Here is a 22,558-nt window from a genome sequence, read left to right as displayed (position 1 = left end):
CGCCGTCAGTAGGGAGGGCAACGGAGAGGCCGAGCGATTGTCTGCTCGTCTGCCATGACTCGCCGACCACTCACCCCGAGGACTCGACCGTCCGTCGTGGCTGCCCGCGCGGCGCGGTGTCGGGCACCGGATACTCCCGTCCATGCGACGCACGCTCATGCTCCTGGCCACGGCGCTGACGCTGGTCGCCGTCTTCCTGCTGCTGCACCTGCTGGGAGGACGCCAGTACGTGGGCGCGCTGTCCGGCACGAGGGAGGGCGGCGCGCTGGGGTTCGTCCTGGGCCTGCTCTACGCGCTGGCGTGGTTCGGCGCGGTGCTGTTGGCCCCCATTCTGTTGCTGGCGGGACTGGCGGGAGCCTCGCTCCAGAGAGCTCCCCCCACGCGACGCGGTTGAAAGTCCGCGCGAGGCCCGCGCGTTCTCGCGCATCATCGGGCGCATGAACCGCCCCGCGCTCGGAGCCGTCCTCGTGTCCGTTCTCTGCGTCCTCACTGGCTGTGCCGGCACCGCGCCGAACGTCCGGCACGTTCCCGAGGTGGACGCGCTCTTCGCGGACTACAGCGGCCCGGAGCGGCCCGGGGCCAGCCTCGTCGTGCTGCGGGAAGGGAAGGTCGTGCTCAGCCGCGCCTATGGCCTGGCGGACGTGGGCACCCGGACGAAGGCCACGCCAGAGAGTCATTACCGGTTGGCCTCGCTCACCAAGCAGTTCACCGCGATGGCCATCCTGCTGCTGGTGGACGAGGGCAAGCTCCGGCTGGAGGACCGCGTGGTGGACGTGCTCCCCGGGTTCCCCTCGTACCTGGGCGAGGTCCGCATCCACCACCTGCTCCAGCACACCTCCGGCATCTGGGACTACGAGGCGTTCGTCCCGGCCACGCAGACCGAACAGGTGAAGGACCGCGACGTGCTCCAACTGCTTTCGCGCGCGGACCGCACGTACTTCCCGCCGGGGAGCGCGGTGCGCTACAGCAACTCCGCCTACGCGGTGCTCGCCCTCATCGTGGAGCAGGTGAGCGGCACGTCCTTCGCCGGCTTCCTGCGCGCACGAATCTTCACCCCCAGCGGCATGGCCTCCGCCGTCGCCCACCAGGAGGGTGTCTCCACGGTGTCCCAGCGCGCCTACGGCCATGCGAGCCGCGAGGAGGGCTTCGTCCCCAGGGACCAGAGCAACACCAGCGCCGTGCTGGGGGATGGCGGTGTCTATGCGTCCGGGGTGGACCTGGCCGCGTGGGATGTCGCGTTGGATTCACACGCGCTGGTGGACGCGAAGACGCAGTCGCTCGCGTGGACGCCGGTGAAGCTCCCGGATGGCGCCTCCGGGCGTTATGGCTTTGGCTGGTTCGTCGACGAGGACCAGGGCCGCACGCGCCTGTCACATCACGGTGAGACGTGTGGCTTCACCAACGCCATCGTGAAGTATCCGGACCAGCGTCTCACCGTCATCGTCCTGACGAACCGCGCGGGCGGTGCGCCGTGGACGCTCGCGCAGCAGGTCGCCGACCTGTGGCTGGGCACGGCCGCGACGCCGCGCCCCTGGCCTTTCGAGAGCATGGCCAACGCGCACTGAAACAGCGCGACAAGCCTCAGTGGCTCAGTCGCTCCGTCAACCAGACGCGCGCGTAGGCCCAGTCTCGTTTCATCGTGGCCTGCGACACACCCAGCGCCGTCGCCGTCTCGGGGAGGCTCAGGCCCGCGAAGTAGCGCAGCTCCACCAGCCGGGCGAGCCGGGGCTGGAAGGTCTCCAGCTCCGACAAGGCCCCCTCCAACTGGAGGACCTCCAGGTCAGGGCCCGGGGCTTCCAGGTCCAGGTGGCGGATGCTCAGCCACTCCCGCCGCGCGTCGCGCCGCTGATGGAGTGAGGCGCGGGCCCGGTCCACCAGCACCCGCCGCAGCGCCTGGACGGCGACCCCGAAGAAGTGGCGACGGTCCTCGGGTTGGAGCGCATCCGTCCCGAACAAGCGCGTCCAGGCATCCTGAATCAGCACGGTGGGCTGTAGGGGATTGTGGGGAGCCATCTCGGGTTGGACGGCGCGGGCCATCCGCCGCAGCTCCCGATAGGTGGCCGCCGTCAGCGCGTCCCTCGCGCCCAGGTCTCCCTCTCGTGCTCCCTCCAACAAGATCGCCAGCTCCGTCGTGCTCATGGTGTCCCCCGCGGCTCCAACCGCGCCGCCCCACGGAAGCTCTCTCCGCGTCCCTCCTTAACGACGGATTCGCGGGAAATCCTTGAGTGGCCGGAAAGTACCCCTCACGCGGAAACCATCAGGCAAGGCCCGGAGATCGGGGTGGACGCCCGGAGCACGGCGCCGGGAGGTCGCGAGCGCTCGGCGGCCGTCCGCGCTTCGATACATCCCGAGTTGATACATCGACACGGACGCGGGCGGGCTTGTCACCGGGCTCAACGCAGCTCGTCGTTTGATGACAGGTCGCTGTTCCATGAACACAGTGGAGTTCTGCTCCAGATGTCGAGCCTGTCGACATGTCACAAGGTATCGCGCGAGGAGCAGACGGGCGGGGCGAGGAGGACCCGTTTACATTCGTGTCCAAGAAGCCCGAGCATCGTGTTCATCCATGCTTTTGCTCCGCGGTTCGTGTCACGTGTCGACAGCTTGTCGTGTCTCGGGTTTTTCAACGTGTCCCCCTGTGCAGGGTGGTTTCGCGGGGAGGGCCGTCTCGGGGTTGGCGAGGCTGGGGTGGATGGTGCTCATGCTGCTCGTGCTCGCGCCCTCGGCGCGGGCGGAAGGCCCGGGCGCGCGGAGCGTGGAGCTGGAGAGCGGGTGGCGGTATCGCTGGGGTGACTCGCCGGTGGGGCCGGATGGCGTGCCCACGTGGGCGCATGAGGCGGACGCGGAGGACTGGCGGCCCATGGTCGCGTTGCGTGAGCCTCCAGGGAAGGAGTCGAACACCTTCCTGTGGCTGAGCCTCCCCGTGCCGCACGGGACGTGGCCGGAGCCCGCGCTCTTCCTGGGCACGGTGGCGAATGCGTTCGAAGTGTACGCCGGGGGCCGCCGCGTCTACGCGAGTGGGACGCTGAATCCGTCGGGCCATGAGTCGATGGAGAACATGGCGTGGAATCTGGTGACGCTGCCTCCCTCGGTGCCAGGCACGCGGGTGCTGCTGCGCATCCAGAGCACCGGGCAGACCATCGGCGCGAGCCGGGAGGCGCGGGTGGGCTCGCGGCACGAGCTGGCCGCGCGGGTGACGCGTGACGGGCTGGCGCCCTTCGTCATGGGCACACTGCTGCTCGTCGTCGCGGCGGTCTCCGCGGGGGCGGCCCTGCTGCGGCGCCAGAGACGGATGTTGGTGGCGCTCACGGTCTTCGCCGGAGGTTCGGGGCTGATGTTGCTGGGCTCCAGCGGGCTGCTGGTGTCCCTCTGGGACGCGAAGCTCTTGAGCAGCCAGCTCACGCTGCTGGGCGCCTACCTCCTCCTGCCGGGACTGGGGTGGTTCATCTCCGACAGCATCCTGGAGGGCCAACTGCGCTGGTTCCGCTGGGGCGCGACGGTGCTCTCCGTGCCCGCCGCCCTCCAGAGCCTGATGTTGTTCGTGGACCTGGGGACCGTGTATCGGCAACTGCACCTCTTCACGTTCTACTCGCTGCCGTGCCTGTTCCTGTGCGTCATCGTCGCGGCCCGCGCCGCGTGGCGGGGGAGCATCGACGCGCGCATCTTCGTCGTGGGCCTGGGCGTGCTCACCTTCGTGCTGCTGCTCAGCACGCTGCCTTTGCTCGGGTTCACGGAGGTGACGGGCACCTACCACCACTGGGGCTTCATGGCGCTCACGGTGTCCCTGGTGGGCATCGTCGCGCGGCGCTCGACGATGGTGGTGCGCTCATTGGCGTCACACACGCGCCAGTTGGAGGCGCGGAGCAAGGACGTGCGGGAGCTGGCCACGGGCATGGGCCGCGGCGCCGGGGAGCTGGCGACGGTGGTGCAGCAGCTGCGCACGTCGAGCGAGGAGCAGACGGTGGGCATTGGCCGTCAGGCGACGGCGCTCAAGGAGTTGGAGCAGACGGTGCAGGAAATCCGTCAGGGCTCGCTGGTGACGGCGGACAAGACGCGCCTGCTGGCCAGCTCCATCGTCGTCGCGGAAGAGGCGGGTCGCGACGGCGGCGCGGCCATCGACCGGACGTTGAGCAACCTGGAGGCCATCCGGGTGGAGGTGTCGGAGATGGCCCGGCGCATCCTCGCGCTGGATGCGCGCACGCGGGAGATTTCCGGCATCGTCGACACGGTGAAGGGGCTCGCGGACCAGTCCAACATGCTGGCCGTCAACGCGGCGATTGAAGCCGCGCGCAGCGGTGAGCACGGCCGGGGGTTCGCCGTGGTGTCGCGCGAGGTGCGCAGCCTCGCGGACCAGTCCATCCTCGCCACGCAGCGCATCCGCGAGGTGCTGGAAGGGGTGAACACCAGCATGCGCGAGGCCGCGAAGATGAGCGAGCAGGGCGAGCAGCGGGTGAAGGTGAGCCTGGACGCGGTGCGCGTCTCCGGCTCGCAGCTGCAGAAGCTGGCGGGCATCATCGGCGACACCAGCAGCAGCGTGCGGCAGATTTCCATGGCCGTGTCCCAGCAGGACGCGGGCACGTCCCAGATAGCCATGGCCATCCAGGACCTGTCCGGACAGATGCAGCAGACGCTGCGGGTCGTGGAGGAGACGCAGCGGGTGTCGCGCTCGGTGCAGACGCTGGCGGAGAGCATGTCCGGCGCGGCCGGCAAGGCGCTCCAGTCGGGCACGCTGGGCGCCTGAGTGCCCGTGACGACGCGTGGCCACGTGCAGGTGCGTGCCGCCATGGTCGAAGCGCGTTCCCGGCGCGGCGACGAGGGCCAGCGTGGAGTGGGTGTTCACACACGCGGCCAGGGTGATGCCAGGCCGCGTGGTGAACGGGTGCTCCTTCTCCATGCCCACGCCCGGTGGGCCGAGCGAGGACAGGCCATGTCCCAGCTCAGTTCAGCGAGTGGGCTGGCCCGGACAGACGCCGCTCCAGTACCCGACATACGGCGTCGAGGTGTCACCCCACGTGACGACGGTGCCTCGGCACTTGCAGATGATTCCGCCCACCTGCTCGAAATGGGAGGCGTCGCTGTAGAAGTTGTACTCCCACAGCAGCGTGCCGTTGCACGCGTCGAGCGCACCCACCTGGCTGACGTTGGGGGCCTGCTCCGAGTCTTCCTCGCCCGTGACGCCGCACCCCGAGAGGACTCCGAACGCCAGCATGGCTCCGATGAGGTGACGCGACTTCATGTCGAACTCCGTGGGTGGAAGGTCTGATGCCACTGCGTGGCGATAGTAATCGAAGTCAGGGGTCGATGGGGGCGGGGCAGAGGGGGATGACGGAGTCGCACGCGAAGCGCTGGGTGCAGTAGCCGCCCGCCTGCGTGGGCCAGGCGTAGGCCGTCCCGTAGGCGGAGCCCGGGGGACACTCCAGGGTGTGCTCACTGACATGGCACCATTCAGCGGGGTCGCACTCCCAGGGGCCGGAGAGCGACTGGCGGACCGCGGCCTCGGCCTCGGGGCCTTGCGACTCAGCGCCTCCTCCACAGCCAGTCAGCAGCAAGGCCACCACGAAGGCACCGCTCCACGTCTGACGATTCATTGAACGCTCCCGGGGATGAGGGAGTGCGACTTCACTTCCAGTGGCGGCTGGCGCCAAGGAGAATCGAGGGGCCGGCGGTCCTGGCCGGTCGCGTCACCACCCGCTGGAGCCACCCCTGTCGCCGGCGCGCGCGTCCCGGCGCGTGTCCCCGAGGAGGCCTGCTCGCTGGGGCATTTGCGTGATTGCCTCGCGAGTGTGGTCGAATCTCCCAAGAAACAGCGCCTCGGGACTCCTAGGGTGGCTCATGGGAGGCCCGGGTAGAGGGAGTGGTTCGCATGCGGCGCATTCGTGTCATCGACAGTCATACCGGGGGTGAGCCCACGCGCGTGGTGACGGACGGAGGCCCGGAGCTGGGAGCGGGCGATCTGGCGAGCCTGCGCGAGCGCTTCCGCGAGAAGTTCGACGCCTTTCGCAAGGCCATTGTCTGCGAGCCTCGTGGGTCCGACGTCATGGTGGGCGCGCTGCTGTGTCCGCCCGTCAGCGCGGCGAGCGTCGCGGGCATCATCTTCTTCAACAACGTTGGCTATCTCGGGATGTGTGGCCACGGGACCATCGGCGTGGTGAAGACGCTGGAGTATCTGGGGCGCATCGGTCCTGGTGTCCACTCGCTGGAGACCCCTGTCGGCGTGGTGAAGGCCACGCTGCATCCGGACGGGCGCGTCAGCATCGCCAATGTGCCGAGCTACCGGTGGGCGCACGACGTAGCCGTGTCCGTGCCGGGGCATGGCGAGGTGCGCGGCGACATCGCCTGGGGTGGCAACTGGTTCTTCCTCTCCCGCGCCACGCACCTGCCGCTGGAGCTGTCACGGACGCCCGCGCTCCTGGCGTACACCTCCGCCATCAAGCAGGCGCTCGCGGACCAGGGCATCACCGGGGAGGGCGGCGCGGAAATCGACCACGTCGAGCTGTATGCCCCGTCTCCGACGCCGGGGGTGGATGCTCGCAACTTCGTGCTCTGTCCGGGGCTGGCCTATGACCGGTCTCCGTGCGGCACCGGGACGAGCGCGAAGGTCGCGTGCCTGGCCGCCGAGGGTGTGCTCGCGGAAGGCGCGACGTGGGTGCAGGAGAGCATCATCGGCAGTCGCTTCGAGGCGCGTTACGTCCGTGACGGTGCGCGCATCCTGCCCACCATCACCGGCACCGCGTCCGTCAACGCGGAGGCCACGTTGCTGGTGGACCCGACGGACCCGTTTGCCTGGGGCATTGGATGAGCGCCTTCGACTGCGTCATCGTCGGCGGTGGCATCGTCGGCGCGGCGCTCGCGGATGTGCTCAGCGCCGACGGTGTGTCGGTGGCGCTCGTGGAGGCGCGGTCCATCGGCGCGGGGACGACGGCGTGTGGCATGGGCCACCTGGTGGCGATGGATGACAACGCGGCGGAGCTCGCGCTGACGTCGTGGTCCGTGTCGCTGTGGCGAGAACTCGCCGATGGACTGCCTCGCACGGTGGAGTACGACGCGTGTGGCACCCTCTGGCTCGCCGCCGATGATGAGGAGATGGCCGCGGTCTCCGCGAAGGTGGCGAACTACCGCGCCGCGGGTGTCCGTGTCGAAGTGCTCGACAGCGCGGCGCTCTATGAGGCCGAGCCCGCGCTTGCTCCGGGACTCGTGGGGGCGCTGCGTGTCGTGGATGATGCCGTGCTGTATCCGCCGCTCGCCGCGCGGACCTTCGCGCTGCGTGCCCAGGCCCGTGGCGCGCGGCTGATGACGGGGTGTCCGGTTCGGGAGCTGCGCCCGGGAAGTGTCGTGCTCTCCAACGGTGACGTGCTGACGGCACGGCACATCGTGCTCGCGGCGGGAGTGGCCAGTCCCGCGCTCTGCCCTGGGCTGCCCATCTCTCCGCGCAAGGGACACCTGCTCATCACCCGGCGCGGGGCTCCCGTGGTGCATCACCAGTTGGTGGAGCTGGGTTACCTCAAGAGCGCGCACGGCACGGACGGCGCTTCCGTGGCGTTCAATGCCCAGCCACGTGTCACGGGGCAGCTCTTGCTGGGCTCGTCGCGACAGCCGGGCGATGCGACGCGCGAGGTGGACGCGGCGCTCCTGGAGCGCATGCTGAAGCGCGCGGCCATGTTCCTGCCGGGGCTCGATGGCTTGCAGGCGCTGCGCGTCTGGACGGGGCTGCGTCCGGCGACCCCCGATGGGCTGCCGTTGCTGGGGCCGCATCCGGAGAAGCCGTGGCTCTGGCTGGCGTGTGGCCATGAGGGGCTCGGTATCACCACGGCCACGGGCAGCGCGCGACTGGTGGCGGACCAACTGCTCGGGCGCACCAGCGCCATTGATGCGCGTCCGTATTCACCCGCGCGCTTCCTGACGGTGTCTTCTCGGGAGACTGCTCATGCGTGAGACAGCGTCGAAGGCCGTCACGCTCGTCACCCTGCGCATCAACGGGCGCGCTGTCACGGTGCCGGTGGGGACGTCTGTCGCGGCTGCGCTGGCGATGACGGACAGCTTCGTCAGTCGCGCGGACTTGAGCGGGCGCCCTCGTGGGCCCCTCTGTGGAATGGGCGTCTGCTTCGAGTGCCGAGCCACCATCGATGGTGTGCCCGAGGTCCTCATGTGCCTGACGCCGTGCCGTGATGACCAGGAGGTGGTGACCGATGCGTGAGGCCTGTGACCTCTTGGCTGGTGCCGGTTTCGGAAGGTTCGCCGCGGCTTGCCGCTCGGACGAGGTGCGCACTCATGCGTGAGGCCTGTGACCTCTTGGCTGGTGCCGGTCTCGGAAGGTTCGCCGCGGCTTGCCGCGCGGATGAGGTGCGCACTCATGCGTGAGGCCTGTGACCTCGTGGTCGTCGGCGCAGGACCGGGCGGACTCGCCGCCGCTTGCCGTGCGGCCGAAGCTGGGCTGGATGTCCTTGTCCTCGACGCCCAGCCAGAGCCCGGTGGTCAGGTCTGGCGAGGCGAGGCCCGAAAGGGCACGAATCGTCTCGCGCGTCGGTGGCTCTCCCGCTTCTCCGCGTCGGGCGCTCGTTTTCGTCCAGGCGCCCGCGTCGTCGCCGCCCCCGAGCCGGGCGTGCTCCTGGTCGAAGAGGGTTCCTCCTCGTTCGCGGTGCGCTACGGCCGTGCGGTGCTCGCCACCGGCGCTCGCGAGCGCTTCCTCCCGTTCCCCGGTTGGACACTGCCGGGCGTGCTGGGCGTCAGCGGCCTCCAGGTGCTCGTGAAGGATGGCCTCCCCATGCGCGGCAAACGCGTGGTGCTCGCCGGCACGGGCCCGCTGTTGCTCGCCGCCGCCGCGACGATTCACGCCCACGGTGGCGAGGTCCTCTACATCGCCGAGCAGGCCTCCGCCGCGAGCCACTGGAGCTTCGCCCTCCAGCTCTGGCGACACCCGGCCAAGCTGCTCCAAGGCGCCCTGATGTCAGCGACGCTCATCAGCGTGCCCACGTCCACGGACGCCTGGGTCATCGCCGCTGAAGGCGAGGACCGGTTGGAGTCGGTCCGCCTGTCCGTGCGCGGTCGCGAGGAGCAACTCCAGTGTGACTACCTGGGCGCGGCCTATGGGCTCGTGCCCAATCTGGAAGTGGCCCGGCTCCTGGGCTGTGAGACCTCGGCGGGAGCGGTGGTCGTGAACGAGCGCATGGAGACACGCGTCCCCAAGGTCCACGCCGTGGGCGAACTGCTCGGCATCGGCGGCGTGGACCAGGCGCTCGTCACCGGAGAGCTGGCCGGACTCGTCGCCGCCGAGCAACCCATTCCCATCGAGCTGGAGCGCACCTGGCATCGCGTCCGCGCGTTCGCCGCCCGGCTCGCGCTGCATGACGCGCCCCGCGCGGAGCTGCGACGACTGGCCACGCCCGACACGCTGCTGTGCCGCTGCGAGGACGTGCCCATGTCCGCGCTGGAGGGCTGTCAGAACCTGCGCGAGGCCCGGCTGTACGCCCGGCTGGGTATGGGCGCCTGTCAGGGCCGCACCTGCGGAACGGCGGCGCAAACCCTCTTCGGCTGGTCGGGCGAGGACGTGCGCCCACCGTGCCTCCCGGCGCGCATCGGCAGCCTGCGCCTTCCCTCGGAAGTTTCCTCTACCCACACGAGAGAGTCATGAGCCTCTGGACTGGTGTCCTCCCCGCCATCACCACCCCCTTCAACACGGACCTGTCCGTCGACCACGGCACGGTGCGCTCACACGTGCGCTGGCTGGTGTCGCAGGGCTGCACCGGCATCATCCCCTGCGGCTCACTGGGCGAGGGCGCGACGCTGAGCCTGGAAGAGAAGGCCGCGGTGATGCGCACGTGCGTGGACGCGGTGAAGGCGCCCGTCATCCCAGGCATCGCCGCGCTGTCCACCGCGGAGGCCGTGCGGCTGGCTCGCGCCGCGGAGGAGGCGGGCTGCGCCGGGCTGATGGTGTTGCCCCCGTATGTCTATTCCAGCGACTGGCGCGAGATGAAGGCCCACATGTCCGCTGTCCTGCGCGCCACGAAGCTGCCGTGCCTGCTCTACAACAACCCCGTCGCCTACAAGACGGACTTCACCCCCGCCCACCTCGCGGAGCTGGCCGCCGAGCATGACAATGCGGTCGCCGTGAAGGAGTCCTCCACCGATGCCCGTCGCGTCACCGCCATTCGCGCCCTCCTGGGAGACCGGCTGGCCCTGGGCGTGGGCGTGGACGACTGCCTCGTCGAGGGCGTGGACGCGGGCGCGCGCTTCTGGGTGGCGGGATTGGTCAATGCATTCCCCGCCGAGTCCGTGCGATTGCTCGAGCTGTCCCTCGCCGGAAAGAAGCAGGCCGCGTTCGAGTTGTACCGCTGGTTCCTGCCGCTCCTGCGCCTGGACACCGTCACCAAGTTCGTCCAGCTCATCAAGCTGGTACAGCAGGAAGTGGGCTGGGGCCACGAGCGGGTGCGTGGGCCTCGGCTGGAGCTGGCGGGTGCCGAGCGCGAGGAGTGCCTGCGCGTGTTGCGCGAGGCCCTGGCGAACCGGCCCGCGCTGTAGTGGCCGTTGCGCGGTGCGAAGTGTCCTGTATCGAAGCTGGAGGGGCGATGGGCCCCTCCCGGAGTGAGGTCGCTGCATGAGCTGGATGGGACTGTCCTTGATTGGCGCCGAACGCGGCGAGCCCGGTGGGCCGACGTTCACCGGCTGGAATCCCGCGGAGGGCGTGGCGCTCGAGCCTCGCTTCCACGGCGCGCGGCCCCAGGAGGTGGAGCGGGCCTGCGTGCTCGCGGAGCAGGCCGCCCCCACGCTCGCGGCGCTGTCCTCGCGTCAGCGCGCCGTGTTCCTGGAGCACATCGCCGAGGCGCTCCTCGCGGCGGAGGCGGACTTCCTCGCCGTGACGCCGAAGGAGACCGGCCTTCCCCCCGCGCGCATCCAGGGGGAGCTGGGCCGCGCGGCCGGACAGTTCCGTCAGTTCGCTCGGTTGCTGGAGGAAGGCAGTTGGGTGGATGCACGCATCGACCGGGCCCTGCCCGAGCGCCGTCCCCTGCCGCGTGCGGACCTGCGCTCCCTGCTGCGCCCCGTGGGGCCCGTGGCCGTGTTCGGCGCGAGCAACTTCCCGCTCGCGTTCTCCGTCGCCGGAGGTGACACCGCGTCCGCGCTGGCCGCCGGCTGTCCCGTCGTCGCCAAGGCCCATCCCGCGCACCCCGCGACGTCGGAGCGCGCGGGCCTGGCCATCCGCGCGGCCGTGGCGGCGTGTGGGCTGCATGAAGGCGTGTTCTCGCTCCTGTTCGATGCGGGCACGGAGGTGGGCGCCTCGCTCGTGCGTCACCCCGCCATCCGCGCCGTCGGCTTCACGGGCTCTCGTGGCGGAGGTCGCGCGCTGATGGCGCTGGCCGCCGCTCGGCCCGTTCCCATTCCCGTCTTCGCGGAGATGGGCTCCATCAACCCCATCTTCCTCCTGCCGGAGGCGCTGGCCGCTCGTCCCCAGGCGATGGCGGACGCGCTGGCCACGTCCATCCTCCAGGGCGCGGGCCAGTTCTGCACCTCGCCCGGATTGCTCGTGGCGGTGGAGGGCCCGGGGTACGAGGCCTTCCGCGCACGGCTCGCGGAGAAGCTGGGGGCCGCGGCGGCCGCGCCCATGTTGTCGCCCGCCATCGCCGAGCGCTTTCGAGAGGGCGTGAGCCGTCTCGCCGCTCGCACGGACACGCGGACCTGTGCGCGGGGTGAGTCGAAGGCCGCGCTGGGCGCCGCCGCGCTGTTCGAGGCGGAGGCCCGCGTGGTGCTCGCCGAGAGCGCGCTCACCGAAGAGGTGTTCGGAAGCTGCGCGGTGCTGACCGTGGCGCGTGACGCGGCGGAGCTGGTGCGCGTGGCCTCGCGACTGGAAGGCCAGCTCACCGCGACGGTGATGATGGATGCGGGAGACACGGCGTTGGCCTCCGAACTGCTCCCCACGTTGTCGGACCGCGTGGGGCGAGTGCTGATGAACGGTGTCCCCACGGGCGTGGAGGTCTGCCCGGCCATGGTGCATGGCGGTCCCTTTCCGGCCAGCTCGGATGGTCGCTTCACCGCCGTGGGCACGGGCGCCATCCGCCGCTTCGTGCGGCCGGTGTGCTTCCAGGATGTGCCGGACGCGCTGCTCCCTCCGGAGCTGCGCGAGGCGAACCCCCTGGGCCTGTGGCGAACGGTGGAGGGTGTACTGCGGCGGGAGTGACTCCCGGGTGCCCCGTCTTCACCCGGGAGTCACTCCCGGGCTTCACGGCGTCGCGTCGAAGCGGGCCTCCAGCTTCACACCCGCGAACGCCGCGCGGGCTCTCACCATGGCGTAGTAGTAGACGCCGGTCTGCGGCGAGGGGATGTCCACCACCTCGTTGTTGCCGGCCAGATACGGGCGGTAGTCATACGCCGTCGTCGACGGCCACTGGTTGGCGCGGATGTAGAGGTCCGCGTTGCCCGTGCCGCCGCTCATCTGGAAGCGCAGGTTGCGCGCGCCAGCGGGCACCCAGAGGTAGAAGTACTGGATGTTGTTGCCGGCCAGCGGGCCCCGGTAGCAGCCGTTGTCCAGCATCCGCGTGTCCGCGCCCGTGCACGCCGTGCCGGTGCCAGGACCGGGGCCCGGGTCCGGATTCGCGCAGGTGCTCGGGTCGGTCGCGGTGGAGACGCAGTCAATCCACTGATGGAACTCCGCGTCGTACGCCGAGCCCAGGCCATCCAGCGACGTGCGATACCCGGTGTAGTTCCCCGCGCGGAACTGGCCGACGAAGGTGTCCACCTGCCCCGAGTGGCGCTCGAACATGAAGCGCACCGCGAGGTAGCCCCAGTAGTACACGCGCTCGGTGCCACTGTTGTAGTCGTTGCGCAGAATCTGGCTGAGCTGGAAGCTCTTGCTGGTGCCAATCTCCACCGCGTCCGCGTTGTCGTCCTTCTTGGAGACGTACTCACCCAGGCCTTCAATCCACCAGATGGTGGGCTGGCTGATGCTGTCGCCGAAGTCGCCCTTCATGTCGAAGCGGCCGTCCAGGTAGTGGACGTACTCGTGGCGCAGGTTCCAGATTTCGAACGCGGGCCGAACCCACTCCGCCTCGTAGGCGATGAAGCGGGCCTGATTGCCGGACGCCGCCGGGTCTCCCTCCAGGTACATGCCACCGTTGTTGGTGTCGATGCCGAACAGCGCGCCGGCATACGTCTGGTAGTCCAGGCTGCTGTCGAAGATGACCATCTCCAGCGACGTATTGTTGTCACTGGCGACGGGCAGGCGGCCCGTCTTCAGCTTGTCGTGGAAGTAGGTCTCCTGCGTGGCGAGCAGGCCGCAGCTCTGCGTGAGCTGCGTGGCCGTCATCTCCTGGGCGCGCATGCGCAGCGTGGCACCGCAGTTGTGCGTCACGCGCAGCACCGCCTGCTCCAGCGTCCTGCGGAAGTCGCAGATGCCGTAGTACGCGCAGTTGGTGCCGTCGTAGTAGTCGGCCATCTCCGCCGCGCCCACCCAGACGCCCGCGGTGGGGCCCGTCATCGAGTGGTTGGTGATGAGCGCCTTCACCTTGGGGCGCGTCTTCGTCTGCACCGTCCCCGGGTACTGGAGGAAGCGGGACAGCTCGCGGGCCGCGTTGACGGTGAGGTACTGGTTGTCGGTGCCCAGCAGGTGCTCGGTGCGCAGGCCGAAGGAGTCCAGCGAGTCGATGATGGACGTGTCCTGCTGCACGGCCGCCACGAAGTCGTCGTTGTAGTGGCCGCGGAACAGGCCGACGAAGACGTTGTTGGTGGCGCTGCGCATGTACCAGGAGGCCAGGGCGGTGTTGTTGAAGCGGTCCAGAAGGCCCTTGAAGGTGCCCAGGTGCCGCGCGTTCTCGCTCGAGCTGTCGATGAGCGTGACGAACTCACTGAGCACCGCGCCGTGGTCGTCGTTGACGTCCCGGAAGTGGCTGTTGGCCACGAAGGCGGCCAGGGCCGGGCGGATGGCGTTGGCCAGCGCCGTGCCGTAGCTGCCCACGACGTCTGGGGCGTAGTACTGCACGTAGTACCCCGCGCGCAGGAACATGATGAGCTGGAGCGTCTGGCCGCTGTTGTTCCCCACATAGGCCTGCGCGCTGGGGGTGAGCGCGTTGGCGATGGTGACCATCTTGCTCTCGATGAACACCTGCCGGGCGAGCGTGCCCGAGACGCTGAACAGCGTGTTGATGCAGTCCGTCGGGGAGCCCTTCACCAGCGTGACGAGCGCCGTGCCGGAAGCGGACCCGAAGGCCGCCGCGTCACACGCCAGCAGGGAGCGCTTCGGCGCGGGCGGGGTGAGCGCCTGACGCAGCTGTTCCGGGGAGACATCCGGCTGCCGTTCGTCGGGCTGGATGCGTTGGTGCGCATGCTCCAGTCCATGGACGCGCTGAGCAGGCTCGGCCGGGGGAGGACCTCCTGGGCGGGCGTCCGCTCCGGGTGCGAACAGGGTGAGACAACAGATGGCGAGGACGATGTGACAGCGACACCAATCCGTGATTGGACTGCGCATGGCTTCGTGCTCCTCGAGTGGGGGGCTTGCCGCACGGTGTCGTCCCTTCCGAGTGACACCGACGTGGGTTTCACGCGGTGTTCAAGGTATTCCTGAGCACGTGTGACGTTCTTGTGTCTTTCCCTTGTGGGGACGAATGGAAACCACCAAAACGCGTGAAACCTTGGAACACTGGCGGATGGGCTTCATGGGGCGGGTGGCGAATCCGCTGTTCGCGGAGGAGCTGTTCGACCGGGTGCCGGACATCGTCTTCTCGGTGAAGGACATCCGGGGGCGCTACGTGTGCATCAGCGAGGCGTGCGCGGAGCGCTGTGGCCTGAAGAGCAAGGCGGCGGCGGTGGGGCGCACGGCGCACGAGCTGTTCCCGCAGCACATGGCGGACCGGTACGTGCGACAGGACGAGAAGGTGTTCCGGACGGGGCGCGCGCTCGTGGACAACCTGGACCTGACGTTGTTCAACAGCCGCGAGCCGGGCTGGTGTCTGACGAGCAAGGTGCCGCTGTTCGACGCCACGGGCGAGGTGATGGGGCTGGCGTGTCTGTCCAAGGACGTGCACGAGCCGGGGCGCGCGGGGCTGGTGGACGAGCGCTTCGCGGGGACCATCGACTACATCCAGGCGAACTATGGGGAGCGGCTGCGCATCGACTCGCTGGCGCGGCGGGCGGGGATGTCCGCGGCGCAGTTCGAGCGGCGGATGCGGCGCATCTTCCAGCTGTCGGCGGGGCAGTTCATCATGAAGACTCGCATCGACGCGGCGGCGGAGCGACTGGTGGAGGATGCGCAGCCCATCGCCGCCATCGCCCTGGCGGTGGGCTTCTGTGACCAGAGCGCGCTGTCGCGCCAGTTCAAACAGGTGACGGGGTTGAGCCCGCGACAGTACCGGCAGCTCGTCGTCGCCACGTCCGTGTCGGGAGCGCCCCGGGGCAAGCGGGCCCGCTGAAGGGAGGGGGCCTTCCCCAAACCCTCGCGGATGTGGTGCGCTGGCGGGCACCGATGAAAGCGACCGCGTTCCCCGTGTCCACCGTCGCATTCCATGTCGTGGCGCTGGCGTTCTTCGGCGGCTGCGCGGCGTGGCTCGTCCAGGAGTCGCAGGCGCTCGGCGGGCGTCGGGGGATGATGGCCCTGGCGGTGGCCGTGGCCTCGGGAGGACAGGTGTTGCTGTCGCTCGTGGCGCTGGTGTCGCTGCTGCGGGCGCGGGCGCTCGTCGCGCTGGGCTCGCGGGCTCGGATGGGGACCTATCTCCAGATTCTCGCGGGGATGGGGCTGCTGGCGCTGCTCGGCGTGCACCTGGTGTATTCGGAGGCGCGGCCGGCGCTGGGGAGCTTCTGTCTGGGGTTGGCGGTGTGGCTGGGCGCCATCGGCCTGCACCTGGTGCCGGGGTTGTTCCTCGCGGGTGACGGCTTCATCGACCCCTTGGGGCGGCGCACGCGCTTCTCGGAGCTGGAGTGGTTCTCCTTCCAGAAGGGCGACGGCGAGCCGCCCCGGGTGTTGCTCCAGGCGGGACGCGGAGCGTCGCTGCGCCTGGAGGCGCGGCTCGCGCACGACGCGGTGGATGACGTGCGAGGACGGCTGCTGAAGGTGGGGCTGTCTCCGCGCGCGCCCGGGCGCTGAGGCTCACTTCTTGGACGGTGGCGCGGGGAACATGGCGGGCGTGGTCCGCTCCTTCCACGGGTCTCCGCCCACGCCGAAGTCGACGAGGTGGAACGGGTTCTCTCCGCCCATGCGCACCAGGCCCAGGCCGGGGACGGCGGCGGACCACTCGGCGGTGATTCCTCCGGAGAAGGTGTACTCCAGCACCTCCAATGTCTTTCCGGCGACGGTCTCCGTCGTCTTCTGGAGGAACTTCCCTTCGCGTCTGGATTTGGCCGCGTCCTTCTTGAAGGGCTCGGCTGTCTCGCGGGACTTCTCTCCGGGAATGGTGGCTCTCATCAGCAGGACGTTGTTGGAGCCGAAGCGGTCGCCCTCGACGAGGAATTGGATGGTGATGCGGCCCGAGGAGGGGACCTCTATCTCCATCTCGAGCCATCGTCCGCGCTTCTCCTGATAGCGCCCCGGCGCGCCGACCTTGACCACGAAGCGCGAAGGGCCGTCCGTGGCGAGGGCTTCGTAGCGCGCCCAGCCTCCCTCGCGCGGAACGATGGGGAGCTCGGGAAAGCCCTGGGGAGTCGCCACCTGGGCCTGGACCAGCACGGCCAGCAGGGAGAGCAGCGCCGCGGCACCCATCATCCACATCCTTCCCATTCGCAACCCCTCGCAGTGGAGGAGGTCTCCAAATCAAAGACATGCATTGGATTGGGGCGCGAGGGGGAACCATATAGGATTGCCCCATGTCCCGCATTCCGACGGCCTTGAGTGTTTCCTTCCTGCTGTTCGGTGCCTGCTCCGACTCCCGGCGGGGAGCGGAGGACGCCGGGCAGGGATTGGCCCTGGTTCCCCTGACGCCGCCGCCCGCCCCACTTCCGGTGGCGGAGGTCGAGGACGCGGGAACCACCGCCCCGGCCGCGCCCATCATGGTGGACTCGTCCCGCCTCAAGGAGGCCCGGGCGCTGGTTCCCGCGCCCTTGCTGTATGGCCAGCTTCGCCCCGTGCTCGGGACGTGGGTCGACTATGCGCTGCGAAGCAAGGAGACCCAGTCGCGGGTCCGTATCTCCCTGGTGGGGGAGACGGTCCGGGAGGATGGCACGCCGCTGTATCAGCTGGAGCTGGACCATGAGACCTCGCCGCGCACGCTCGTGGTCCTCTGGGTCCGGGGAGGAGCGCGTCCCTTCGTCGACCGGCTCGCCATCTCCGTACCGCCCCATGCGCCCCTCTCCATTCCGGTGGACCTCCATGTCGACCAGCCAGAGCTCAGGGGCGTGCTGGAGGGGGAGCGGGACACCGTGCTGCGCGAGGGGCCCTTCGCGGGCAAGGCGCGCGAGCAGACCTTCCGTCGGGAGGATGGAGGCCTCGTGGGTGTGGTGAGCACCGAGCGGGTTCCGCTGCTCGGCGTGGAGTCCATCCGCGATGCGGAGACGACCTGGGTGGTCCGGGCGACGGGGACGGGCGCGAAGCCCGCGCTGGACTCGGTCCCCATCGCCATTCCCCGCGTGCCCGGGCAGTGAGGGCGTGCCACTCAGCCCAGGGGATAGCCGAGCACGACGTAGAAGCCGCGCACGTAGATTGTGTACACGGCGAAGATGTCCGGCGCGAAGGCGGACAGACCCAGGGTCCCCACGATGAGCGCCGCCAGCAGCAGGGAGAACTCCGTCAGCGCCTGTCCGCGTGAGCGAGGGCGGCGCAGCCAGCGGTAAGAGGAGGTCAGCCATCCGTTCATGTTCAGGGCTCCTGAGCTGAGTCGGTCCGTTCGAGGACCACGGTCACGAGTGTCTCCCCCGACTCCGGGCCACCCATGGGGGACAGGGACAGGGAGATGCGCTCCCCGGGCTTCTGGAAGTCGAGCAACTGCACGCCCTCGGCTTCGGAGCGTGCGTCCTTCTGGACGTAGCCGCTCTGTTCGAACTGTTGCCGGTAGAAGCTCGCGAGGCCGACGGGCGTGCCTTGCGCCACCTCGGTGATGGTGGTGTTGCCCTCGGTGGGACCCTTGTTGCGGTCCTCGAGGCGCAGCATCGTCGTGGCGCCAGGGGGGCGCGGCAGCGAGGCGGGCACCACGGCCTTCAGGTGCATGCCTTCGGGAGCATCGATGATGGAGGGGAAGACCTGGGTGCGGGGAGGCTTGCCGCCGATGCCCACGGTGGTGACGGAGACGAGTGCTCCGCGCTTCGCGTCGTAGTAGCTGATGGCGCCACCCCCGGCCCCATCCGGCTCGGTCGCGGTGCGGTGGCCCTGCCGGCGGAACTCGCGGGCATAGAACTCCATCACCTCTCCGGCGGAGTCGGTCGTCTCGAAGTACGCCATCTCCATCGGGTTGCCGTTGGCCTCCAGCCGTCCCATGGGAATGGCCTTCGCGCGCGGATAGGCGGGGAGGAGTCCCTGGAAGCGCTTCGTCATGGGCTGCGCGTTGGGCGGCGCGGAGACCAGGGCTCCCGTCGTCGTCGGAGGCTTGGGGCGCGGAGGTGGCTCGGGAGGAGGCTCACGGAGGGTGGCCGCCGTGGCCACCACCAGCAACACGCCGCCCAGCCCGATGACGCGCGTCAGGGCGCCCGTGCGGTCCGCCAGGCGCTTCATCGTGTGCCCTCGGAAATGGAGACCCACGTGCGCACTCGCGCTACTCCTCTTTCTTCTCGGAGCACGCGAGGTCTCCGTAGGTGAAGTAGTCCTCGCCCTTGCGCTTCGAGCGCGCGTACTCGGACTCCGGCTCCTTGGAGTCCACCGTGCCCTGGAAGTATTTGCCTCGGCAGTTGTAGGCCCGCATGGGCCAGTTGAAGTGGCCATACTCCGTGCGGGCCCTCCCGCGCTTCTCCTTGATTTCGTCGGGCTCGCAGTTGTCGAAGCACGCCCGGGTGTCGTTCTTCCAGTAGGCCGCCAGGAGCTTGTCGCCGGGGACGGTGCGCGTGTCGCCACCTCGGGGCTTCCTGACGGCATTGTAGCGGCCCCCTTCCTTCACGTGACGGATGAGGACCGAGTCGCGGATGTAGTCTGACTTCAGGGGGAAATCCAAACCCAGCACGGAGAGCACCGCGCCAATGGTATCGAGCGCACCGCCTTCGGACGCGAGGCCCGCGTAGGCGATCTGCTTCACCCGGTCATGGGTGAGCTGCTGGACGCGAGGATACGAGTTGGCGGGGTCGTCGCCATGGCCCCAGGCGCGCCACGTGTCGTGGACCAGGAAGAACGTCTCCTTGAAGTTCAGGTCCAGTCGGTCGTCGTCGATGCGGCTCGTGAGGAAGGCGATTTGCGGGGGGATGATGCCGTTCTCGATGTGGACCTCCACCTGGGCGCGAACGGCGCCCTCGTCGGGGTCCAGGCCCATGGCCTTCGCGACATAGCCCGCTGTCGAGCCCAGGACTCCCAGCACCTTGCCCATGAACTGGGTTGCTCCTCCCTTGCTCCCGCGTTCGGAGAGGGATTCCTCCTGGAGCGCCGCGTTCGCGTTCTCGACGCGCACGTTGAGCGTGAGCCGGTTCTGATGGCCCAGTCCGGTGGGCAGCTCTCCCGTCTTGGTGGAGCCGTCGAGGTCCTGGTAGCGCTCCTGCGCTTCGGCGGTGATGCGGCCCAGGTCCGGGCGCACGGTCCGCTCGAAGGCGACGTAGCGCGCGAGCTCCGCGGCCTTGAGGCGCACGTGCTGCACCTCCCAGAAGTAGCTCGTCCCCAGGATGAGCACGACCATGACGGGGGCCAGGAGGGCGAACTCCGTCGTCGCCGCCCCCCGGCGTGCGCGCCTGCCTGGTTGCCAGCTTCTTCGCTTCGTGGCGATTGGAGTCGTCATGGCCATCCCGTCAGTAGTTGAGGGCGTCGGCGAATTCCGACTCGGCGGTGTGCCACCCATCAATCAGGTCGCCCAGGGCGCTCTCCTCCCAGTGGGTCTTCGCGGGCGCCAGGCGGGCGGTCCACAGGGGGTTGAAGAAGTTGGGCTCCTCCTTCCAGTCACCCGGGCGGTGGTAGATGGCGCGGCCCACGGCCATGGCCATCATTCCCCCCGTCTCCTCGCGGAACTTCTGGGCCTTCTTGTCCTGGACCCCGCCCGCGAGCCTCCAGGTGATGTCGAGAAAGCCTCCGGTGACCTTCTCTTTCTTGTCGTCGTGCTTCCCGGAGCTGGAGCCCGCCATGAAGCCCTTCTGGCGCATGCCCTCGAGGTGGAACGGCGGGATTTCATCCCCCGCGCTCGTGGGAATCATGTTCTTGGACAGGATGGTGAGGTTGCACGGATAGCTGAAGTGGTTGTGCCACGGGTCGACGAAGCTGGTGTCCGACGTGAGGAAGGGCGTGAGGCCCCACCAGTTGTGATGGTCATCCGTCTTGCGTCGACCGTAGGTCTGGTGGAAGCCGCCCTGGTTGTCCGCGGCGACCCGGAAGTTGATGGACAGGATGTTGTTCCAGCCATCCTCCCTGCCGCCGAAGAGATAGGGGCAGGGGCTTCTCCACTGAATCTTGATGTCGTCGGAGGCGAAGAGCTGGTCCCTGCGGTTGTCCTCGAACCCCTCGTCGAAGCTCTTGACCTGGCTGTCCGCGACCTTGGCGACGCGCAGCTCCACGAGCAGGACGCAGAGGTTCAAGGACCACTTGCGGCCAATGAGAGGAATCTCCTTGCCCACGGCCGTCCATTCTCGCCGTGCGCCATTGACGAGGTTGCCCATCAGCAGCCGGTACTTGGCCATGTCGGGCTTGGACAGCTTGTTGTCGTCCTTGCTCAGGAGCTTGGAGCGCTTGCCCAGGCCCGTGGGGTCGGTGAGGTCGAACGTCTTGTCCTTGCTCGCGGGGCCGTCGTCGATGACGTGCAGGAAGTTCTTCAGGTTGGAGAAGTTGACGTTGTACTTGCCCATGATGGCCCCGAGCCCCGGGCCGGCGGACATGACCGAGCCTGGCCTGGCCTTGGGGTCCGTGCCTCGGATGACGCCCTCGCTCGAGTTGAGCAGCAGGTCCTTCATGGTCCCCAGCATCATGGCTTCCTGGGCGAGCCATAGGCCCACGTTGAGCGCCGATAGGATGGGGATGAGGAGTCTGGCGACCCACTCCACGGCTTTCTTCCAGGCTTTGATGACCTGCTCGACGGCGGTGAAGATGGCGCTGACGACCGGGATGTACTTGGCGTACTTGGCGATCTTCCCGATGGTCATGTCCAGGTACAGGGCATGGCTCACGTACGACATGAAGGTGAGCATGGCCGAGTAATGAACAATCATCGCGCGGTTGGTGTAGGCCAGGAAGTTGTAGGCCCGGGCTTCCTTCACCGCGAGGGAGTACGCCTGCGCGTCGGCGGCGTCCTGGAGCTTTATCTTTTCATAGACACCGTGGCCAATGCTGACGGAGGCCATGACGGTGACGGCGAGCACGAGCATGGCGACGGTGCCGATGACCAGGGCCTGACCCCGTTCGTCCCTGCGCAGCCTTCGAAGTAGCGAGAACATGGTCATCCCCCGGGAGCGGTGACGGGTCAGCCGTCGACGGCGCACCGACCAGGTCCGTGCTGGTCATTGTTGAGATAGTTGGATTGCATGCGCATGGACCAGGTGGCGACCAGCGGCATCACGTACTTGCTCTTGTTGCCGCCCAGCCGTGCCAGCGACACGATCTTCCCGTGGTCCGGGCTCAGGTTGCGGCCTCGGTCCTGGAGGTACTGGGTCGCGTTCCTGCCACCGACGCGCTGGCTTTCGAACTGGAAGCCCTTGAGCTGATCCAGATAGTCGCGCCCCAGATAGAAGCTGTGGAGCTGCCAGTTGGCGAAGGGGATGCGCAGTTCGTAGAAGTAGGTGAGCCGCACCGAGAGGAGGTTCGCCTCGATGACGCGGTCATCCCGGACGTCGTCGTAGTCGATTTCTCGCGCATCCAGGTGCGAGCCGTAGGTGCCGAAGAGTTCGTCCAGCTCCCCCTTCTTCGGGTTGACGACGTCGACGCGGAACAGGGGCAACCCCACGTCCGTGTAGAACATCTTCATCACGCTCGTCGCGAGCAGCTTCCGTGAGTAGGCTTTGTGGACACCCACCGCGTACTTCACCGTGTCGACGCGGCCCTCCTTGCCATCGAGTGGCGGCAGCGTGGGCAACAGCGACGCGAGCGCCGCCTTCTCCATCAGCTTGCAGTCGCCGTGATTCACGATGCCAGCCCGCACCGCGCGGTAGGCGCCGTACTCGGTCATCAGTCTGGCGTTGTGCACCATGCCGAGCTGGATGATGCCCAGCACCATGAACACCATCATGGGCGCGATGAGGGCCGTCTCGACGGCGGCTTGTCCGGACTGTCCGGAGGCGACTCCAGGTCTGTCTATCGAGCGCATGGCCCTCCTCGGGCACGACTTCACTGCACCCCCGGCCCTCCCCACCCGCTGAACCCAGACTCTATGGAAGAACGCGCTACGAAGGAAACGTGTGGCTCCATTTGAAGTCGCAAGGATTCTGGAAATCCGCCAGTTCGTGGCTTTTGCAACACCGTGGCTATGACGTCAGGGTTTCCCGGTGGGTGTGCGGGGCATCCCCGGTCCGGCGAGACACCGGAGACACCGGAGACACCGGAGGC

Annotated in this window: 22 protein-coding genes; 12 read left to right on the top strand and 10 right to left on the bottom strand. The window is 68.6% G+C overall.

The window, feature by feature from the left end; translation table 11 throughout:
• The first annotated feature begins 142 nt into the window (after positions 1 to 142).
• Positions 143 to 394 (top strand): hypothetical protein, encoded by a 252-nt coding sequence (locus tag HUA74_RS30560; protein WP_174457368.1) that lies wholly within the window; start codon positions 143 to 145, stop codon positions 392 to 394.
• 73 nt (positions 395 to 467) lie between these two features.
• Positions 468 to 1,565 carry a serine hydrolase domain-containing protein gene (locus HUA74_RS30555; RefSeq protein WP_371817327.1) on the top strand — a complete coding sequence of 366 codons (1,098 nt, stop codon included), beginning with the start codon at positions 468 to 470 and terminating at the stop codon, positions 1,563 to 1,565.
• A gap of 16 nt (positions 1,566 to 1,581) precedes the next feature.
• Here HUA74_RS30555 and HUA74_RS30550 read toward each other — a convergent pair whose 3' ends face one another.
• Complete coding sequence (locus HUA74_RS30550) at positions 1,582 to 2,139, bottom strand: ECF-type sigma factor (RefSeq protein ID WP_174457366.1); 558 nt, start codon at positions 2,137 to 2,139, stop codon at positions 1,582 to 1,584.
• A gap of 553 nt (positions 2,140 to 2,692) precedes the next feature.
• Between HUA74_RS30550 and HUA74_RS30545 the strand changes: the two genes are divergently transcribed.
• Positions 2,693 to 4,741: a methyl-accepting chemotaxis protein gene (locus HUA74_RS30545; RefSeq protein WP_174457365.1), complete on the top strand. Its 2,049-nt coding sequence runs from the start codon at positions 2,693 to 2,695 to the stop codon at positions 4,739 to 4,741.
• Positions 4,742 to 4,942: 201 nt separating this feature from the next.
• Here the strand turns inward: HUA74_RS30545 and HUA74_RS30540 are convergent, their stop codons facing one another.
• Together HUA74_RS30540 and HUA74_RS30535 are read right to left on the bottom strand one after the other, a co-directional pair.
• Positions 4,943 to 5,236 (bottom strand): hypothetical protein, encoded by a 294-nt coding sequence (locus HUA74_RS30540; RefSeq protein WP_174457364.1) that lies wholly within the window; start codon positions 5,234 to 5,236, stop codon positions 4,943 to 4,945.
• Between the two features lie 55 nt (positions 5,237 to 5,291).
• Positions 5,292 to 5,588 carry a hypothetical protein gene (locus HUA74_RS30535; RefSeq protein WP_174457363.1) on the bottom strand — a complete coding sequence of 99 codons (297 nt, stop codon included), beginning with the start codon at positions 5,586 to 5,588 and terminating at the stop codon, positions 5,292 to 5,294.
• A 275-nt stretch (positions 5,589 to 5,863) separates the two neighbouring features.
• On the opposite strand from HUA74_RS30535, the gene HUA74_RS30530 reads away from it, so the two are divergent.
• The 6 genes from HUA74_RS30530 (at position 5,864) to HUA74_RS30505 (ending at position 12,166) form a co-directional block, all read left to right on the top strand.
• Positions 5,864 to 6,799, top strand: a complete 936-nt coding sequence (locus tag HUA74_RS30530; RefSeq protein WP_174457362.1) for a proline racemase family protein — start codon at positions 5,864 to 5,866, stop codon at positions 6,797 to 6,799.
• Positions 6,796 to 7,932, top strand: a complete 1,137-nt coding sequence (locus HUA74_RS30525; RefSeq protein WP_174457361.1) for an FAD-binding oxidoreductase — start codon at positions 6,796 to 6,798, stop codon at positions 7,930 to 7,932. The genes HUA74_RS30530 and HUA74_RS30525 overlap by 4 nt, the downstream gene beginning before the upstream one ends.
• Positions 7,925 to 8,194 (top strand): (2Fe-2S)-binding protein, encoded by a 270-nt coding sequence (locus HUA74_RS30520; protein WP_174457360.1) that lies wholly within the window; start codon positions 7,925 to 7,927, stop codon positions 8,192 to 8,194. Before HUA74_RS30525 ends, HUA74_RS30520 begins: the two co-directional genes overlap by 8 nt.
• Before the next feature lie 156 nt (positions 8,195 to 8,350).
• Complete coding sequence (locus HUA74_RS30515; protein WP_174457359.1) at positions 8,351 to 9,628, top strand: FAD/NAD(P)-binding oxidoreductase; 1,278 nt, start codon at positions 8,351 to 8,353, stop codon at positions 9,626 to 9,628.
• Positions 9,625 to 10,515, top strand: a complete 891-nt coding sequence (locus HUA74_RS30510) for a dihydrodipicolinate synthase family protein (protein WP_174457358.1) — start codon at positions 9,625 to 9,627, stop codon at positions 10,513 to 10,515. Before HUA74_RS30515 ends, HUA74_RS30510 begins: the two co-directional genes overlap by 4 nt.
• Before the next feature lie 76 nt (positions 10,516 to 10,591).
• Entirely contained in the window at positions 10,592 to 12,166 is a 1,575-nt protein-coding gene (locus tag HUA74_RS30505; RefSeq protein ID WP_174457357.1) for an aldehyde dehydrogenase (NADP(+)), read from the top strand.
• Between the two features lie 42 nt (positions 12,167 to 12,208).
• Here the strand turns inward: HUA74_RS30505 and HUA74_RS30500 are convergent, their stop codons facing one another.
• Complete coding sequence (locus HUA74_RS30500; RefSeq protein ID WP_174457356.1) at positions 12,209 to 14,449, bottom strand: M9 family metallopeptidase; 2,241 nt, start codon at positions 14,447 to 14,449, stop codon at positions 12,209 to 12,211.
• A 178-nt stretch (positions 14,450 to 14,627) separates the two neighbouring features.
• Here HUA74_RS30500 and HUA74_RS30495 point away from each other — a divergent pair, with 178 nt between their 5' ends.
• Together HUA74_RS30495 and HUA74_RS30490 are read left to right on the top strand one after the other, a co-directional pair.
• Positions 14,628 to 15,389: an AraC family transcriptional regulator gene (locus tag HUA74_RS30495; RefSeq protein WP_254625313.1), complete on the top strand. Its 762-nt coding sequence runs from the start codon at positions 14,628 to 14,630 to the stop codon at positions 15,387 to 15,389.
• A gap of 53 nt (positions 15,390 to 15,442) precedes the next feature.
• The gene (locus HUA74_RS30490) at positions 15,443 to 16,060 is read left to right on the top strand and encodes a hypothetical protein (RefSeq protein ID WP_174457354.1); all 618 of its coding nucleotides are present in this window, start codon (positions 15,443 to 15,445) and stop codon (positions 16,058 to 16,060) included.
• A 3-nt stretch (positions 16,061 to 16,063) separates the two neighbouring features.
• Here the strand turns inward: HUA74_RS30490 and HUA74_RS30485 are convergent, their stop codons facing one another.
• Positions 16,064 to 16,675 carry a hypothetical protein gene (locus tag HUA74_RS30485; protein ID WP_174457353.1) on the bottom strand — a complete coding sequence of 204 codons (612 nt, stop codon included), beginning with the start codon at positions 16,673 to 16,675 and terminating at the stop codon, positions 16,064 to 16,066.
• 101 nt (positions 16,676 to 16,776) lie between these two features.
• Between HUA74_RS30485 and HUA74_RS30480 the strand changes: the two genes are divergently transcribed.
• A complete protein-coding gene (locus HUA74_RS30480) occupies positions 16,777 to 17,550 on the top strand; it encodes a hypothetical protein (protein ID WP_174457352.1) in 774 nt (257 codons plus the stop codon).
• An 11-nt stretch (positions 17,551 to 17,561) separates the two neighbouring features.
• Here HUA74_RS30480 and HUA74_RS30475 read toward each other — a convergent pair whose 3' ends face one another.
• The 5 genes from HUA74_RS30475 to HUA74_RS30455 are packed head-to-tail and all read right to left on the bottom strand — an operon-like array spanning position 17,562 to position 22,319.
• Positions 17,562 to 17,762, bottom strand: coding sequence for a hypothetical protein (locus HUA74_RS30475; RefSeq protein WP_174457351.1), 201 nt, complete (start codon positions 17,760 to 17,762; stop codon positions 17,562 to 17,564).
• Between the two features lie 2 nt (positions 17,763 to 17,764).
• A complete protein-coding gene (locus tag HUA74_RS30470) occupies positions 17,765 to 18,613 on the bottom strand; it encodes a hypothetical protein (RefSeq protein WP_174457350.1) in 849 nt (282 codons plus the stop codon).
• A 40-nt stretch (positions 18,614 to 18,653) separates the two neighbouring features.
• Positions 18,654 to 19,814, bottom strand: coding sequence for a TadE/TadG family type IV pilus assembly protein (locus HUA74_RS30465; RefSeq protein ID WP_174457349.1), 1,161 nt, complete (start codon positions 19,812 to 19,814; stop codon positions 18,654 to 18,656).
• Positions 19,815 to 19,824: 10 nt separating this feature from the next.
• Positions 19,825 to 21,453 carry a TadE/TadG family type IV pilus assembly protein gene (locus HUA74_RS30460; protein ID WP_174457348.1) on the bottom strand — a complete coding sequence of 543 codons (1,629 nt, stop codon included), beginning with the start codon at positions 21,451 to 21,453 and terminating at the stop codon, positions 19,825 to 19,827.
• 26 nt (positions 21,454 to 21,479) lie between these two features.
• Positions 21,480 to 22,319 carry a TadE/TadG family type IV pilus assembly protein gene (locus HUA74_RS30455; protein WP_174457347.1) on the bottom strand — a complete coding sequence of 280 codons (840 nt, stop codon included), beginning with the start codon at positions 22,317 to 22,319 and terminating at the stop codon, positions 21,480 to 21,482.
• Positions 22,320 to 22,558 lie beyond the last annotated feature (239 nt).

This window comes from Myxococcus sp. CA051A, from assembly GCF_013336705.1.
Lineage (GTDB): Bacteria > Myxococcota > Myxococcia > Myxococcales > Myxococcaceae > Myxococcus > Myxococcus llanfairpwllgwyngyllgogerychwyrndrobwllllantysiliogogogochensis.
This window is presented reverse-complemented; position numbering and strand designations above follow the sequence as displayed.